This window comes from Massilia sp. LXY-6, from assembly GCF_051233485.1.
Classification (GTDB): domain Bacteria; phylum Pseudomonadota; class Gammaproteobacteria; order Burkholderiales; family Burkholderiaceae_D; genus Telluria.
This window is the reverse complement of record NZ_JBKFGF010000054.1, coordinates 1-15,949: the sequence shown is the minus strand read 5'-3', so window position 1 is coordinate 15,949 and position 15,949 is coordinate 1. Positions and strand designations below refer to the sequence as shown.

Annotated in this window: 13 protein-coding genes and 1 tRNA gene; all 14 read right to left on the bottom strand. The window is 61.7% G+C overall.

What is annotated here, in order from left to right; genetic code table 11:
* Positions 1-53 precede the first annotated feature (53 nt).
* The gene (gene sodC, locus ACI48D_RS22025) at positions 54-626 is read right to left on the bottom strand and encodes a superoxide dismutase [Cu-Zn] SodC (protein WP_435573378.1); all 573 of its coding nucleotides are present in this window, start codon (positions 624-626) and stop codon (positions 54-56) included.
* 388 nt (positions 627-1,014) lie between these two features.
* Positions 1,015-1,536 carry an N-acetyltransferase family protein gene (locus tag ACI48D_RS22020; protein ID WP_435573377.1) on the bottom strand — a complete coding sequence of 174 codons (522 nt, stop codon included), beginning with the start codon at positions 1,534-1,536 and terminating at the stop codon, positions 1,015-1,017.
* Positions 1,533-2,117 (bottom strand): helix-turn-helix domain-containing protein, encoded by a 585-nt coding sequence (locus tag ACI48D_RS22015; protein WP_435573376.1) that lies wholly within the window; start codon positions 2,115-2,117, stop codon positions 1,533-1,535. The genes ACI48D_RS22020 and ACI48D_RS22015 overlap by 4 nt, the downstream gene beginning before the upstream one ends.
* A gap of 78 nt (positions 2,118-2,195) precedes the next feature.
* Positions 2,196-2,753 (bottom strand): cysteine hydrolase family protein, encoded by a 558-nt coding sequence (locus tag ACI48D_RS22010; protein ID WP_435573375.1) that lies wholly within the window; start codon positions 2,751-2,753, stop codon positions 2,196-2,198.
* Between the two features lie 221 nt (positions 2,754-2,974).
* A complete protein-coding gene (rpoC, locus tag ACI48D_RS22005) occupies positions 2,975-7,222 on the bottom strand; it encodes a DNA-directed RNA polymerase subunit beta' (RefSeq protein ID WP_435573374.1) in 4,248 nt (1,415 codons plus the stop codon).
* A 107-nt stretch (positions 7,223-7,329) separates the two neighbouring features.
* Positions 7,330-11,439, bottom strand: a complete 4,110-nt coding sequence (gene rpoB, locus ACI48D_RS22000; RefSeq protein WP_435573373.1) for a DNA-directed RNA polymerase subunit beta — start codon at positions 11,437-11,439, stop codon at positions 7,330-7,332.
* A 291-nt stretch (positions 11,440-11,730) separates the two neighbouring features.
* Positions 11,731-12,105 carry a 50S ribosomal protein L7/L12 gene (gene rplL / locus ACI48D_RS21995; protein WP_141835858.1) on the bottom strand — a complete coding sequence of 125 codons (375 nt, stop codon included), beginning with the start codon at positions 12,103-12,105 and terminating at the stop codon, positions 11,731-11,733.
* Positions 12,106-12,157: 52 nt separating this feature from the next.
* Positions 12,158-12,694 (bottom strand): 50S ribosomal protein L10, encoded by a 537-nt coding sequence (rplJ, locus tag ACI48D_RS21990; protein WP_435573372.1) that lies wholly within the window; start codon positions 12,692-12,694, stop codon positions 12,158-12,160.
* Positions 12,695-12,978: 284 nt separating this feature from the next.
* Entirely contained in the window at positions 12,979-13,674 is a 696-nt protein-coding gene (gene rplA / locus ACI48D_RS21985) for a 50S ribosomal protein L1 (RefSeq protein WP_435573371.1), read from the bottom strand.
* Between the two features lies 1 nt (position 13,675).
* Positions 13,676-14,107, bottom strand: a complete 432-nt coding sequence (rplK, locus tag ACI48D_RS21980) for a 50S ribosomal protein L11 (RefSeq protein WP_435573370.1) — start codon at positions 14,105-14,107, stop codon at positions 13,676-13,678.
* 111 nt (positions 14,108-14,218) lie between these two features.
* Positions 14,219-14,842, bottom strand: a complete 624-nt coding sequence (gene nusG / locus ACI48D_RS21975) for a transcription termination/antitermination protein NusG (RefSeq protein WP_435573369.1) — start codon at positions 14,840-14,842, stop codon at positions 14,219-14,221.
* The gene (gene secE / locus ACI48D_RS21970) at positions 14,842-15,231 is read right to left on the bottom strand and encodes a preprotein translocase subunit SecE (protein ID WP_435573368.1); all 390 of its coding nucleotides are present in this window, start codon (positions 15,229-15,231) and stop codon (positions 14,842-14,844) included. The genes nusG and secE overlap by 1 nt, the downstream gene beginning before the upstream one ends.
* Before the next feature lie 36 nt (positions 15,232-15,267).
* Positions 15,268-15,343: transfer RNA gene (locus tag ACI48D_RS21965), tRNA-Trp, on the bottom strand.
* Between the two features lie 109 nt (positions 15,344-15,452).
* A partial coding sequence (locus ACI48D_RS21960; RefSeq protein ID WP_435571136.1) for an EF-Tu/IF-2/RF-3 family GTPase occupies positions 15,453-15,949 on the bottom strand: 497 nt, incomplete at its 5' end.

Below are 15,949 nucleotides of genomic sequence, written 5' to 3'. Positions count from 1 at the left end.
GCATCCATGTATTGCACGATATTCACATTACCCCGGCTGCTGTGGCGTTTTGCTTACTGGATCACGCCGCAGGCAATGCGCTCGCCTCCGCCGCCCAGCGGTGCCGGCTTGTCGGCGTAGTTGTCGCCGCCGGCGTGGATCATCAGGGCCTTGCCCTTGACGTCGGCCAGCCTGGTCAGGCGCGGCGCCGTCACCGCGACGGTGGCACGGCCGTCGCCGCCCACCACCAGCGGCGGCAGGTCGCCCATGTGGCCATTCCCGGTGGGGCCGAGGTGCTGCTTGGTGCCGTTCGGGTCGTAGTGCCCGCCGGCGGCGCCGGCCGCCACCGTCTTCCCATCCTTCTGGTTGACGCCGCAGCTGCCGGTTTCATGCACGTGGAAGCCGTGCGGCCCGGCCGGCAGGTCGGTCAGGGCCGGCGTGAACACCAGGCCGTTCGGCGATGCCGTGATCGTCACGGTGCCGATCATCTTGCCGGTGCCGGCCGGGGTGACGAGGGTCATCGGGGCTTGCAGCTTGTCGGTGGATGCCGCTGGGGCTGGGGTTTGGGCGTGAGCGCTGATGCTGGTGGCAGCGGCTGCGGCGAAGGTGCAGGCCAGCAGGGCGGTTTTGGTGTTCGTGTTCTTCATTACCGTCTCCTTTCAGGGTGCTTCGGGTGGCAGGGGAATGCGGGGATAGTGTAGGACATTGAAATGGATGGGGGTGTACGGGAGGAATAGCGGTTGCACCTGCCTGGCAGACGGTTCCTGAGCTTAGGAAGCTTGAGCGGACGCTAAAAAGAAAACGCTAAGGCAGGAAGAATGGAGAGTGGTCTGCGGCTACTCCTCAACATTCAGCGTTAGGAGACCATATGCCTGATCCATCGATCGACGTCGACAAGCTTTCCCTCGCATTACGAAGCAGTGCCAAGCCGCGCCGACACGTAATGGACCACGGATCACCGATGTCATCTATCCAAATGACACTTCGCTCAGAAAGCTGCTGATGACGAAGCTGCCGTAGTGTTCTCGTGATGCTTCAGAGACGCTTGTAGAAGAAAGTCGTCGCACACAGCGCGCCATCGGGCATGAACGCATAGTCCGGCACCACGCCGGCGCGCTGCCAGCCCAGGCGCTCGTACAGCCGCTCCGCAGTGGCGCTGGCGGTATCGAGCACCAGGACGCTCCTGCCCTGCCCGCGCGCCGCCGCTTCGACCGCTTCCATCAGCTGCCGGCCGATCCCGGCGCCGCGGGCGCGCCGGTGCACCAGCAGCTTGGCGATGTCGGCGCGGTGCGGCTGGTTTTCCGGCATGTCGGTGATCAGCTGGACGGTGCCGACGATGCCCTGATCATCCTCGGCCGCGATCAGGGTACGCTCGCCGCGCGCGACGCTGTCCGCCACCTGCGCCCAGAAACGCTGCGCCTTTTCGCGCGACATCGGCAGCATGAAGCTCACCGAGGCGCCGCCCTCGACGCAATCGAGCAGCACCTCGGCCAGCTGGCCGATGCGTCCTTTGGCTTCATCGGCGCCCAGCAGGCGCACGCTGACAAGCTTCGTCATGCCTCTCTCCTCGGTGGTTTGTGTGCTTGCGAGACCAGCGCAACCAGGTAGCGCGCCGGCTTGGCCGCAGGGTTGTGCCAGGCAATCGGCTGGTCGAGGCGCATGGCCAGGCAGTCGCCGGCATCGAGCGTCCAGCGCGTGTCGCCGACGCTGACTTCCATCGTCCCCTCGATGATCCACACCTGCTGGTGGACGTCGACGTCGCGCGCGCTGGTTTCGTAGGCGACGCGCTGGCCGGCCGGGAAGCTGACCTCGACCAGCTGGATCGGTGAGTAAATGCTTGGGGACAGGTTGCGGCGCACGTAGCCGGAGCCGGGATCGGTCCATACCGGCTGGTCGTCAAGGCGCGAGACGGGCGACGGCGCCTCCTCGGCCGGCTTCTCGAACAGCGAGGCGACCGTCACGCCGAGGGCGGCGCTCAGCTTGTCCAGCACGGTGGCGGTGGCGCTGCTTTCACCGCGCTCGATCAGCGAGATGTTGGATTTGCTGACGCCGCTGCGCTCGGCCAGGGCGGCGAGCGAGAGTCCCTGGGCGTCGCGCAGTTCGCGCAGGCGGCGGGCGATGAGGTGGTTGATGTCCATGAAGTCCAGTATATAGGATTTTATTGTCCTGCAAACTGGATTTTACGGATCAGGAAAAATGGTGTTTGCTTATAGCGCTCAGCGCAGGCATTCACGCAAAATCTCTTCGGTGGACAACACCCTTGCATACTCGCCATGCAGGTTGGCGAGCGCCATCAGGTGCACCTCGTCGGCACTGCGCCAGTTACCGCCGAAATCCTGCTTTCCGAAGGTGAAGCAGGCGTCCTCCGCGACCATCGCCGAAAAGCCCAGGTTGCCGGCCGTGCGCGCGCTCGCCTCGATTGAGTTCTCGGTGCTCACGCCGGCGATGACGAGCTTGCGGATGCCGCGCGCGTGCAGCCAGCGTTCCAGTCCCGTATTGATGAAGGCATCCGGCACGTTCTTCTCGACCACGTGCTCATGCGCCAAGGGAGTGAAGCGCCCCTGGAATTCGACGCCGCTTTGGCCGGGCGCGAATACCGAGGCCGAGGATCGGCTGATGTGGCGCACATTGACCACAGGCTGTCTCGTCTCGCGCCAGGCAGCCAGCAGGCGAGCCGCATTGTCTTCGGCTTGCAGGTTATTCCGGGGCGGCAGAGCCGGGCTGCGCATGCCCTTCTGCATGTCGATGACGATCAGTGCGGTTTGTTCGGTCATATTTTCCATTCGAGGTTTGTCAGGCATGCGCGGCATTAAAGGAGCGGACGCCATCGAGATCAGACTAGTTGGATCAGGATCCACTCTCTACCAAAGGCCGTCAAGCCCGAAGAAGGCAATCATGAGCCCACCTGGATCCAGGGGTAAATAGACATAAAAAAACGGCACCCGAAGGTGCCGTTCTCATCAGCCGTTCAAGCGGCTAAACGCTGAAGCGAAGCTTACTCGCCGTCGCCGTGATGCTGTTCGACCGAAGCCGCAGCTTGCTGCTGGTCTTCCATCGCCTGCAGTTCGGCAGCCATGTTGGCCTTCTCCTGCTGCAGCAGCTGCTGGCGCTCTTCCGCTTCCCACGCCTCTTTTTCCTTGCGGGCGCGGTGGAATGCCAGGCCGGTACCGCCAGGGATCAGGCGGCCGACGATGACGTTTTCCTTCAGGCCGCGCAGACCGTCGCGCTTGCCCATGATCGCCGCTTCGGTCAGCACGCGGGTGGTTTCCTGGAACGATGCGGCCGAGATGAAGGAGTCGGTCGACAGCGATGCCTTGGTAATACCCAGCAGCACGTTCTCGTAGGTCGCCGGCAGCTTGCCTGCGGCTTCGATACGGTCGTTCGCTTCCAGCAGTTCCGAACGCTCCACCTGCTCGCCGACGATGTAGTCGGTGTCGCCGGCTTCGACGATCTGGACACGGCGCAGCATCTGGCGAACGATCACCTCGATGTGCTTGTCGTTGATCTTCACGCCCTGCAGACGGTACACGTCCTGGACTTCGTCGACGATGTAGCGGGCCAGCGCTTCGATACCCAGCAAGCGCAGGATGTCTTGCGGATCGGCCGGGCCGTCCACGATCATCTCGCCCTTGTTCACCACCTGGCCGTCGTGCACCAGCACTTGCTTGTCCTTGGTGATCAGGAACTCGTGCTTGTTGCCGTCCATGTCGGTGATTTCCAGGCGCTGCTTGCCCTTGGTTTCCTTACCGAAGGCGACCGTACCGGTGACTTCCGCCAGCATGCCGGCATCTTTCGGCGAACGGGCTTCGAACAGCTCGGCAACGCGCGGCAGACCACCGGTAATGTCACGGGTCTTCTGCGACTCGGTCGGGATACGTGCCAGCACTTCACCCACCGATGCCTGCTGGCCGTCCTTCACCATGATCAGCGCGCCGACCTGGAAGCCGATCGTCACGGCGTGCTCGGTGCCGGCGATCTTCACTTCCTGGCCTTCTTCGTTCAGCAGCTTGACCTGCGGACGCAGGGTCTTGCCCGAACCGCGGCGCTTCGGATCGATCGCCACCAGGGTCGACAGGCCGGTCACTTCGTCCACCTGGCGAGCGACGGTGACGCCCTCTTCCACGTTTTCGAACTTGATCGTGCCGCCGTATTCCGTGATGATCGGACGGGTCAGCGGGTCCCAGGTTGCCAGCGGCATGCCTGCTTTCACAGTCATGCCGTCGTGCACGGCCAAGGTCGCGCCGTACGGCACCTTGTGACGCTCACGCTCGCGGCCGTGGTCGTCCGTGATCAGCACTTCGCCGGAACGCGAAATGACGATCTGGGCGCCCTTGCCGTTGGTGACGTAACGCATGGTCGCGGTAAAGCGGACCGTGCCGTTCGACTTGGCTTCGACCGACGATGCCACCGCTGCACGCGATGCCGCACCACCGATGTGGAAGGTACGCATGGTCAGCTGGGTACCCGGCTCACCGATCGACTGCGCTGCCACCACACCGACGGCTTCGCCGCTGTTCACCAGCATGCCGCGGCCCAGGTCACGGCCGTAGCAGCGTGCGCACAGGCCATAACGGGTGTCGCAGTTCAGCGGGGTGCGGACCTTCACTTCGTCGATACCGACGCGCTCGATCTCCTCGACCATGTCTTCGTCCAGCAGCGTGCCGGCTTCGAACAGGGTTTCCTGGGTTTCCGGGTTGACGATGTCGGTACCAGCCACACGGCCCAGGATACGGTCGCGCAGCGGCTCGATCACTTCACCGCCTTCGACCATCGCCTTCATGTGCGTGCCGTTGGTGGTGCCGCAATCGTCCTCGATCACCACCAGGTCCTGGGTCACGTCGACCAGGCGGCGGGTCAGGTAACCCGAGTTCGCGGTCTTCAGCGCGGTGTCGGCCAGACCCTTACGGGCGCCGTGCGTCGAGATGAAGTACTGCAGAACGTTCAGGCCTTCGCGGAAGTTCGCGGTAATCGGCGTCTCGATAATCGAGCCGTCCGGCTTCGCCATCAGGCCGCGCATACCGGCCAGCTGACGGATCTGGGCTGCCGAACCACGGGCGCCCGAGTCGGCCATCATGTAAATCGCGTTGAACGATTCCTGGGTGCCGTGGGTACCGTCGCGCTTGACGACCGGCTCCACTTTCAGCTGGTCCATCATGGCCTTGCCGACTTCGTCCGAGGTCTTGCCCCAGATGTCGACGACCTTGTTGTAACGCTCGCCGGCGGTGACCAGACCCGAGGCGTACTGCTGCTCGATCTGCTTCACTTCCGCTTCGGCGGTCGCGATCATGCCCTTCTTGACGTCCGGGATCAGCATGTCGTCGACGGCGATCGAGATACCGGCGCGGGTCGCCAGGCGGAAGCCCGACTGCATCAGCTTGTCGGCAAACACGACGGTCGCACGCAGGCCGCACTTGCGGAACGACGTGTTGATCAGCTTCGAGATTTCCTTCTTCTTCAGCGCGCGGTTCAGCACCGAGAACGGCAGGCCTTTCGGCAGGATCTCGGACAGGATCGCACGGCCGACCGTGGTCTCGTAGCGGGTCAGGGTCTGGTCGAAACCGCCCTGCTCGTTCTTCGGGAACTCGACGATACGCACGGTAATGCGGGTCGCCAGCTCGACTTCCTTGTTGTCGTACGCGCGGAGGACTTCCGACACGTCCGGGAACAGCATGCCTTCGCCCTTGGCGTTGATCGCTTCGCGGGTCGCGTAGTACAGACCCAGCACGATATCCTGCGACGGGACGATCGACGGCTCGCCGTTCGACGGGAACAGGATGTTGTTCGAGGCCAGCATCAGGGTGCGGGCTTCCATCTGTGCTTCGATCGACAGCGGGACGTGGACTGCCATCTGGTCACCGTCGAAGTCGGCGTTGAACGCCGCGCAGACCAGCGGGTGCAGCTGGATTGCCTTGCCTTCGATCAGCACCGGCTCGAACGCCTGGATACCCAGACGGTGCAGGGTCGGCGCACGGTTCAGCATGACCGGATGCTCTTTGATGACTTCTTCCAGGATGTCCCAGACCACCGGTTCCTGCTGCTCGACCAGCTTCTTGGCAGCCTTGATGGTCGTTGCCAGACCCATCAGTTCCAGCTTGTTGAAGATGAACGGTTTGAACAGTTCCAGGGCCATCAGCTTCGGCAGGCCGCACTGGTGCAGTTTCAGCTGCGGACCCACCACGATGACCGAACGGCCCGAGTAGTCGACGCGCTTGCCCAGCAGGTTCTGACGGAAACGGCCGCCCTTACCCTTGATCATTTCGGCCAGCGACTTCAGCGGACGCTTGTTGGCGCCGGTCATCGCCTTGCCGCGACGGCCGTTGTCCAGCAGCGAGTCCACTGCTTCCTGCAGCATGCGCTTCTCGTTACGCGTAATGATTTCCGGAGCGCGCAGTTCCATCAGGCGCTTCAGGCGGTTATTACGGTTGATCACGCGGCGATACAGGTCGTTCAGGTCGGAGGTCGCGAAACGGCCGCCGTCCAGCGGGACGAGCGGACGCAGCTCCGGCGGCAGAACCGGGAGCACTTCCATGATCATCCAGTCCGGCTTGATGCCCGAACGCTGGAATGCCTCGAGCACTTTCAGGCGCTTGGCGTATTTCTTGATCTTCGCTTCCGACTTCGACTCTTTCAGTTCGACGCGCAGCGCTTCGGCTTCGCGGTCGATGTCGATCGAGCGCAGCAGTTCACGGATGCCTTCGGCGCCCATGAATGCGGTGAAGTCGTCGCCGTACTCTTCGTACTTGGCGGCGTAGTCGTCTTCCGACATGATCTGGCACTTCTTCAGCGGGGTCATGCCCGGATCGGTCACGACGTATGCTTCGAAGTACAGGACGCGCTCGATGTCGCGCAGCGTCATGTCCAGGACCATGCCCAGGCGCGATGGCAGCGACTTCAGGAACCAGATGTGGGCGACCGGCGAGGCCAGCTCGATGTGGCCCATGCGCTCACGGCGCACCTTGGCCAGGGTGACTTCGACGCCGCACTTCTCGCAGATCACGCCGCGGTGCTTCAGGCGCTTGTACTTGCCGCACAGGCATTCGTAGTCCTTGATCGGGCCAAAGATCTTGGCGCAGAACAGGCCGTCACGCTCCGGCTTGAAGGTGCGGTAGTTGATGGTTTCCGGCTTCTTGACTTCGCCGTACGACCACGAACGGATTTTCTCGGGCGACGCCAGGCCAATCTTGATGGCGTCGAAGCTCTCGTTTTGCTGAACTTGCTTGAATAGATCGAGCAGTGCTTTCATTTATCACTCCGGGTGATTGAATTCTTTACTTCAGTCGTCGTCCCCGCGGAGGCGGGGACCCAAGTGCTTGGACCCCCGCCTTCGCGGGGGCGACGGGGTACTGGCTCTTAGTTCCGCTCGAGATCGATATCGATACCCAGCGAACGGATCTCTTTCACCAGCACGTTGAACGATTCCGGCATACCGGCATCGATCACGTGGTCGCCCTTGACCAGGTTCTCGTACACCTTGGTACGGCCGTTCACGTCGTCCGACTTGACGGTCAGCATTTCCTGCAGCACGTACGACGCGCCGTAGGCTTCCAGTGCCCACACCTCCATCTCACCGAAGCGCTGGCCACCGAACTGGGCTTTACCACCCAGCGGCTGCTGCGTCACCAGCGAGTACGGGCCGGTCGAACGGGCGTGCATCTTGTCGTCGACCAGGTGGTGCAGCTTCAGCATGTGCATGAAGCCGACGGTGACCTTGCGCTCGAATGCTTCGCCGGTGCGGCCGTCGTACATCGTGACCTGGTTCTTCGACGGGGTCATGCCCAGGTGGGCCGCGATCTCGTCCGGGAACGCCAGGTCCAGCATGCGGCGGATTTCGTCTTCGTGGGCACCGTCGAACACCGGAGTCGCGAACGGCACGCCGTTCCTCAGGTTGTACGCCAGTTCGACGATTTCCTCGTCGCTGAAGCTGTCCAGGTCTTCCGACTTGCCGGTCTCGTTGTAGATCTTGGCCAGGAAGGCGCGCAGTTGCTCGGTCTGTGCCTTGGCCTTGATCATTTCGCCGAGACGCAGGCCCAGGCCCTTCGCCGCCCAACCGAGGTGGGTTTCGAGGATCTGGCCGACGTTCATACGCGACGGAACGCCCAGCGGGTTCAGCACGACGTCGGCCGGGGTACCATCGGCCATGAACGGCATGTCTTCGACCGGCACGATACGCGAGACCACACCCTTGTTACCGTGGCGGCCTGCCATCTTGTCGCCCGACTGCAGGCGGCGCTTGACGGCCAGGTAGACCTTGACCATCTTCTGCACGCCGGGCTGCAGCTCGTCGCCCTGGGTCAGCTTCTTGCGCTTCTCTTCGAAGGCCAGGTCGAACTGGTGACGCTTCTCGTTGATCGACTCCTTCATCGCCTCCAGTGCGTTGGCGGTTTCGTCGTCGCTTGGCCTGATGTCGAACCAGTGGAACTTGTCGAGATCAGCCAGGTATTCCTTGGTGATCACGGCGCCCTTGGCCAGCTTTTTCGGACCGCCATTCACGGTCTTGTTGACCAGCAGGCGTTCCAGACGCTGGAAGGCGTCGCCTTCCACGATACGCAGCTGGTCGTTCAGGTCCAGGCGGAAACGCTTCAGCTCGTCGTCGATGATCTGCTGGGCGCGCTTGTCGCGGACGATGCCTTCACGGGTGAAGACTTGCACGTCGATCACGGTACCGACCATGCCCGACGGCACGCGCAGCGAGGTGTCCTTCACGTCGGACGCCTTTTCGCCGAAGATCGCGCGCAGCAGCTTCTCTTCCGGAGTCAGCTGGGTCTCGCCTTTCGGGGTGACCTTACCGACCAGCACGTCGCCGGCCTGCACTTCGGCGCCGATGTAGACGATGCCCGACTCGTCCAGGCGAGCCAGTTGGTTCTCTGCCAGGTTCGAGATGTCGCGGGTGATTTCTTCAGGGCCCAGCTTGGTGTCGCGGGCAACCACCGACAGTTCCTCGATGTGGATCGAGGTGTAGCGGTCGTCCTTGACGACATTCTCCGAGATGAGGATCGAGTCCTCGAAGTTCAAGCCGTTCCACGGCATGAACGCCACCAGCATGTTCTGGCCCAGTGCCAGTTCGCCCAGGTCGGTCGAGGCGCCGTCGGCGATGACGTCGCCGCGCGCGACGCGATCGCCCACTTTCACGATCGGACGCTGGTTGATGTTGGTGTTCTGGTTCGAACGGGTGTACTTGATCAGGTTGTAGATGTCCACACCGACTTCGCCGGCTTGCGCCTCGTCGTCGTTGACGCGGATCACCACACGGCCGGCGTCGACGTAGTCAACCAGGCCGCCACGGGTCGCCTGCACGGTGGTGCCCGAGTCGACCGCCACGGTGCGCTCGATGCCGGTACCGACGAAGGCTTTCTCCGGACGCAGGCAAGGCACGGCCTGACGCTGCATGTTGGCGCCCATCAGTGCACGGTTCGCGTCGTCGTGCTCCAGGAACGGAATCAGCGAAGCGGCGACCGACACGACCTGGCCCGGGGCCACGTCCATGTACTGGATACGCTCTGGGGAAACCAGGATGGTTTCGCCGGCTTCACGTGCCGACACCAGTTCGTCGACCAGCTGGCCTTCTTCGTTGATCGCGGCGTTTGCCTGGGCGATGATGTAGCGGCCTTCTTCGATCGCCGACAGGTATTCGATCTTGTCGGTGACTTTCGAACCGTCGACCTTGCGGTACGGGGTTTCCAGGAAGCCGTATTCGTTCAGGCGGGCGTACAGTGCCAGCGAGTTGATCAGGCCGATGTTCGGGCCTTCAGGCGTTTCGATCGGGCACACGCGGCCGTAGTGGGTCGGGTGCACGTCGCGCACTTCGAAGCCGGCGCGCTCGCGGGTCAGGCCGCCCGGGCCCAGTGCGGAAACACGGCGCTTGTGCGTGATTTCCGACAGCGGGTTGGTCTGGTCCATGAACTGCGACAGCTGCGACGAACCGAAGAATTCGCGGATCGCGGCCGAGATCGGCTTGCTGTTGATCAGGTCGTGCGGCATCAGGTTGTCGGCTTCGGCCTGGCCCAGGCGCTCCTTGACGGCGCGCTCGACACGCACGAGGCCGGCGCGGAACTGGTTTTCGGCCAGTTCGCCCACGCAACGCACGCGGCGATTACCCAAGTGGTCGATGTCGTCGACTTCGCCGCGGCCATTGCGCAGCTCGACCAGGATTTTGATCACGGCCAGGATGTCTTCGTTCGACAGGGTCATGTCGCCGACCAGTTCGTCACGGCCGATGCGGCGGTTGAACTTCATGCGGCCGACGGCCGACAGGTCGTAGCGTTCCGGCATGTAGAACAGGCCGTTGAACAGCGCCTCGACCGATTCCTCGGTCGGCGGCTCGCCAGGACGCATCATGCGGTAGATCGCCACGCGTGCGGCGGTCTGGTCGGCGGTGTCGTCGGTGCGCAGGGTCTGCGAGATGTAGGCGCCCTGGTCCAGGTCGTTGGTGTACAGGGTCTGGATCGCCGCGATGTTGGCGTCGCGCAGCTTGCCCAGCAGCTCGTCGGTCAGCTCATCGTTGGCGCTGGCGATGATCTCGCCGGTATCGCCGTCGACGACGTTGGTGGCCAGCACGCGGCCGACCAGGTAGTCTTCCGGCACCGAGATATAGGTGATGCCGGCGGCTTCGATGTCACGCACATGCTTGGCATTGATGCGCTTGTCCTTCTGCACCAGCGTCTTGCCGGTCTTCGGATCGACGATGTCGAAGCGCGCGACTTCGCCGCGCAGGCGCTCGGCCACGAATTCCAGTTCCGCGCCTTCCGAGCGCAGGTTGAAGTTGTCGAACACAAAGAAGTTGGCGAGGATCTGCTCCGGCGTCATGCCGATGGCTTTCAGCAGGATCGTCACCGGCATCTTGCGGCGGCGGTCGACGCGGAAGAACAGGATGTCTTTCGGGTCGAACTCGAAGTCCAGCCACGAGCCGCGGTACGGAATGATACGTGCCGAGAACAGCAGCTTGCCCGACGAGTGGGTCTTGCCGCGGTCGTGCTCGAAGAACACGCCCGGCGAGCGGTGCAGCTGCGAGACGATGACGCGCTCGGTACCATTGATCACGAACGAGCCGTTGGCGGTCATGAGCGGCAGTTCGCCCATGTACACTTCCTGTTCCTTCATTTCCTTCACGACCGGCTTGGTCGGGGATTCCTTGTCCAGGATCACCAGACGCACCTTCGCGCGCAGCGGCGACGCGAAGGTCAGGCCACGTTGTTGGCATTCCTTAACGTCGAAAGCGGGGTCACCCAGCACGTAAGAGAGGAACTCGAGGCGCGCAAAACCGTTGTGCGACACGATCGGGAAGATGGAGCTGAAAGCCGATTGCAGGCCTTCGTTCTTGCGGACGGAGGGACCAGCGTCCGCCTGCAGGAAATTCTCGTAAGACTCCAGCTGAGTTGCCAGGAGATAGGGAACGTTGTGAACGTTGGCGCGCTTCGCGAACGACTTGCGAATGCGTTTCTTCTCAGTAAATGAGTAGTGCATGGACACTCCGTGAGTGACAGAAAGGGATGAGACTTCAGGAATTGCCAGTGGTTAAGGCACCACATGCAAGGCCTCAAAACTCGCCACGCTCCGTCAAGTGATAAATGACAGCCGGTACTGCTGTGTTACGATTACTTCCGTACTACTGGTGATGCAATGTACTGCAGGGGTGACGCATGTTTGCCGCAGGGACGACAAAAGAGCCAAAGCCGCATACCCCACCTTCCGGCGGGGGTCTGCAAGCTTTGACTCCGGCTCAGGGCGCCGTTGCCGGCGCCCGTTGCATATGTATTACTTGAGCTCGGCCTTGGCGCCAGCTTCTTCCAGCTTCTTCTTGGCGGCTTCAGCGTCAGCTTTCGGCAGGGCTTCCTTGACAGTCTTCGGTGCGCCGTCGACCACGTCTTTGGCTTCTTTCAGGCCCAGACCGGTGATTTCGCGGACGGCCTTGATGACGCCGACCTTGTTCGCGCCGACTTCGGTCAGCACGACGTTGAACTCGGTCTGCTCTTCAGCTGCCGGAGCAGCAGCGCCGCCGCCAGCTGCCGGAGCCGACATTGCAGCTGCCGACACGCCGAACTTCTCTTCGAAAGCCTTGACCAGGTCGTTCAGTTCCATGACCGACATTGCGCCAACTGCGTCCAGGAACTCTTCTTTGCTAATTGCCATTTGAAACTCCAATATTTAGTGTGTAGTTAGTACTTGAGCAAAAAGGCTTGGCTTATTCAGCCGCTGCCGGTTCCGCTGCGGCTTCTTCAGCCGGTGCGGCACCTTCGCCTTTTTGTGCTGCCACGGCAGCCAGAACTCGTGCAAAGCCGGAGACCGGAGCCTGCATGACGCCCAGCAGCTGGGCGATGAGGACTTCACGGCTCGGGATGCTTGCCAGCGCGGTAACGCCAGCGACATCCAGGTTCTTACCAGCGTAGTTACCACCCTTGACCACGAGCTTGTCGTTGGTCTTGGAGAAGTCGCTGAGCACCTTGGCTGCAGCCACGGCGTCGTCCGAGATCGAGTAGATCAGCGGACCAACCATGGTGTCGGCCAGGGAGGCGAACTGGGTGCCTTCCACAGCGCGGCGAGCCAGCGTGTTCTTCAGAACACGCAGGTAGACGCCCTGCGAACGAGCACTTGCACGGAGTTTCGTCAGAGCACTAACCTGGATGCCACGGTACTCGGCGACGACGATGGTTTGCGCAGTTGCTACTTTTGCGCTAACTTCTTCGACGACGACCTTTTTGTCATTCAGATTAAGACCCACGGTCAATCTCCTTAAATGATGTGAGGGGACATCCCCCGCATCGGTTCGAACACGGCGTCCGAAGTTAAGAAGTACGACATAGCATCGACTACAAAACTTGTTCGGGTTCGCCATCTGCGTTGGGTGGTGTATTAACCGTTTGCTCAACGTCTGCATCCGGCCCAACGGTCTTTGATTGCCTGGCAGCTCGCGCTGCCAGCCCAAAGATCTGCCCTACGGTGTTTCGCAGGGACTAATTCTTTACGTATTGGTGGGCACGGGGTGCCCACCTACATTCATTGCTATTAAGCAGCCAGGGTGCCTTGATCGACACGAACGCCAGCGCCCATGGTCGACGACAGGGCTACCTTGCGCAGGTAGATACCCTTCGAGCTTGCCGGCTTGGCCTTGTTCAGGGCGTCGATCAGCGCGACCAGGTTGGTCTTCAGCTGTTCGTCCGAGAACGACTTGCGGCCGATGGTGGCGTGAACGATACCAGCCTTGTCGGTACGGTACTGAACCTGACCGGCCTTGGCGTTCTTGACGGCGGTGGCGACGTCCGGGGTCACGGTGCCGACCTTCGGGTTCGGCATCAGGCCGCGCGGGCCCAGGATCTGACCCAGGGTACCGACGATACGCATGGTGTCCGGCGAAGCGATCACGATGTCGAACGGCATGTCGCCGGCCTTCACGCGCTCTGCCAGGTCTTCCATGCCGACGATGTCGGCGCCGGCGGCTTTAGCCTGCTCGGCCTTGTCGCCCTGTGCGAACACAGCGACGCGGACGGTCTTGCCGGTACCAGCCGGCAGCACCACGGAACCGCGAACGACCTGGTCCGACTTCTTCGGGTCCACGCCCAGCTGGACGGCGACGTCGATCGACTCGTTGAACTTGGCGGTAGCGAATTCTTTGACGATTGCAACAGCGTTGTCGAAAGCGTAGACCTTGTTACGATCCACTTTGGCTTTCATTTCCTTGACGCGCTTGGACAGCTTAGCCATGTTAGATACCCTCCACCGTGATGCCCATCGAACGTGCCGAGCCGGCGATGACGCGCACAGCGGCGTCCAGGTCGGCAGCGGTCAGGTCCGGCTGTTTGGTTTTTGCGATTTCTTCAGCCTGGGCACGGGTCAGCGTACCGACCTTGTCGGTATGCGGCTTGGCCGAACCTTTGGTGACGCCCGAGAACTTCTTGATCAGGTAGGTCGCCGGCGGGGTCTTCATCTCGAAGGTGAAGGACTTGTCCGCGAAGGCGGTGATCACCACCGGAATCGGCATACCCGGCTCCATGCCTTGGGTCTTGGCGTTGAACGCCTTGCAGAATTCCATGATGTTCAGACCGCGCTGGCCGAGGGCCGGACCGATCGGAGGGGACGGGTTTGCTTTACCAGCCGGAACTTGCAGCTTGATAAAACCGATGATTTTCTTTGCCATGATGGCTCCTAATCTCTCGATTGAGTGGTAGCGCTCCACCTGTACCACTTATCAGGCGGAGCTCCTCTTACCGGATTCCGCCTAGCTGCTGCGACGCTCCGATTCGGCGTTTTAGACTTTCTCTACCTGCCCGAACTCCAGTTCCACCGGAGTCGCGCGGCCGAAGATGGTGACAGTGACACGCACCTTCGATTTTTCGTAGTTGACTTCTTCGACGTTGCCGTTGAAGTCGGTGAACGGGCCTTCCTTGATGCGCACCTGCTCGCCCACTTCGTACAGCACTTTCGGCCTCGGCTTTTCGACGCCTTCCTGCACCTGCTGCATGATCTTGTCGATTTCGCGGGCCGGGATCGGGGTCGGCTTGTTGCTCTTGCCGCCGATGAAGCCGGTGACTTTCGGCGTGTTCTTCACGAGGTGCCAGGACTCGTCGGTCATTTCCATCTCGACCAGCACATAACCCGGGAAGAAGCGGCGCTCGGACACCGATTTGCTGCCATTCTTGACTTCGACCACTTCTTCGGTCGGAACCAGGATCTGGCCGAACTGTTCCTGCATGCCGGCGCGTTCAATGCGCTCGGTCAGGCCGCGCATGACGCTCTTTTCCATGCCCGAGTAGACATGGACGACGTACCAGCGCTTGTTGCTGACCGGAGTACTCAGCGGCGCAGCAGCGTCGTCCGCCGGAACGCCGGCCGCCGGGACTTCACCCGGCACGTTGTCAGCGTTTTCGCTCATTATCGTTTCCACCCCAGGATTACGTCGTACATCAGGAATTCAAGAATCTTATCCGTGCCCCACAGGAAAATCGCCATCACCAGGACAAAGCCGAATACCACGGCAGTGATCTGGGTCGCTTCCTTGCGGGTCGGCCAGACGACCTTTTTCGTTTCACGTACAGACTCTTTGGCGAAGCCCAGGAAGTCGCGCCCGGTAGCGGAAGTCCACAACAGCAGGACGGCAACGACCAAACCAGCCACGAGTGCGCCTGCGCACACCAGAGCTGGTTTGTTCTGGCCTTTCAGAATGAAAAAGCCAACCACGCCTGCAATCGTAGCAACCACTGCCAGCGCAACCTTGAACTTGTCGTTCGAGGTGCTGACGGTTTGCACGGATTGATTAGACATACTTATTTACTTTCGGGTGCCTGGCACCGAATTCGGTGGCAGGGGAGGAGGGAATCGAACCCGCGACCTTCGGTTTTGGAGACCGACGCTCTGCCAATTGAGCTACTCCCCTACAAAAACTGCTAGCTGAATCGAGCATTATACGCGGTGCGGCTGCACCGCGCAATACTCTATTGTTGGGAGGAACAGGAATGTCCCTCCCGGTGTGAAGCTGTTACTGCTTAGGCGATGATCTTGGCAACCACGCCGGCGCCGACGGTACGGCCACCTTCGCGGATTGCGAAGCGCAGACCTTCTTCCATCGCGATCGGGGCGATCAGCTTGACGGTGATCGACACGTTATCGCCCGGCATCACCATTTCTTTGTCGGCCGGCAGCTCGATCGAGCCGGTCACGTCGGTGGTACGGAAGTAGAACTGCGGACGGTAGTTGTTGAAGAACGGGGTGTGACGACCGCCTTCGTCTTTCGACAGCACGTAGATCTCGCCGGTGAAGTGATTGTGCGGCTTGATCGAGCCCGGCTTGGCCAGCACTTGGCCACGCTGGACGTCTTCACGCTTGGTACCGCGCAGCAGCAGGCCGACGTTGTCGCCAGCTTGACCTTGGTCCAGCAGCTTGCGGAACATTTCCACGCCGGTGCAGGTGGTCTTCACGGTGTCGACGATACCGACGATTTCGATCTCTTCGCCGACCTTGATGACGCCGCGCTCGACACGAC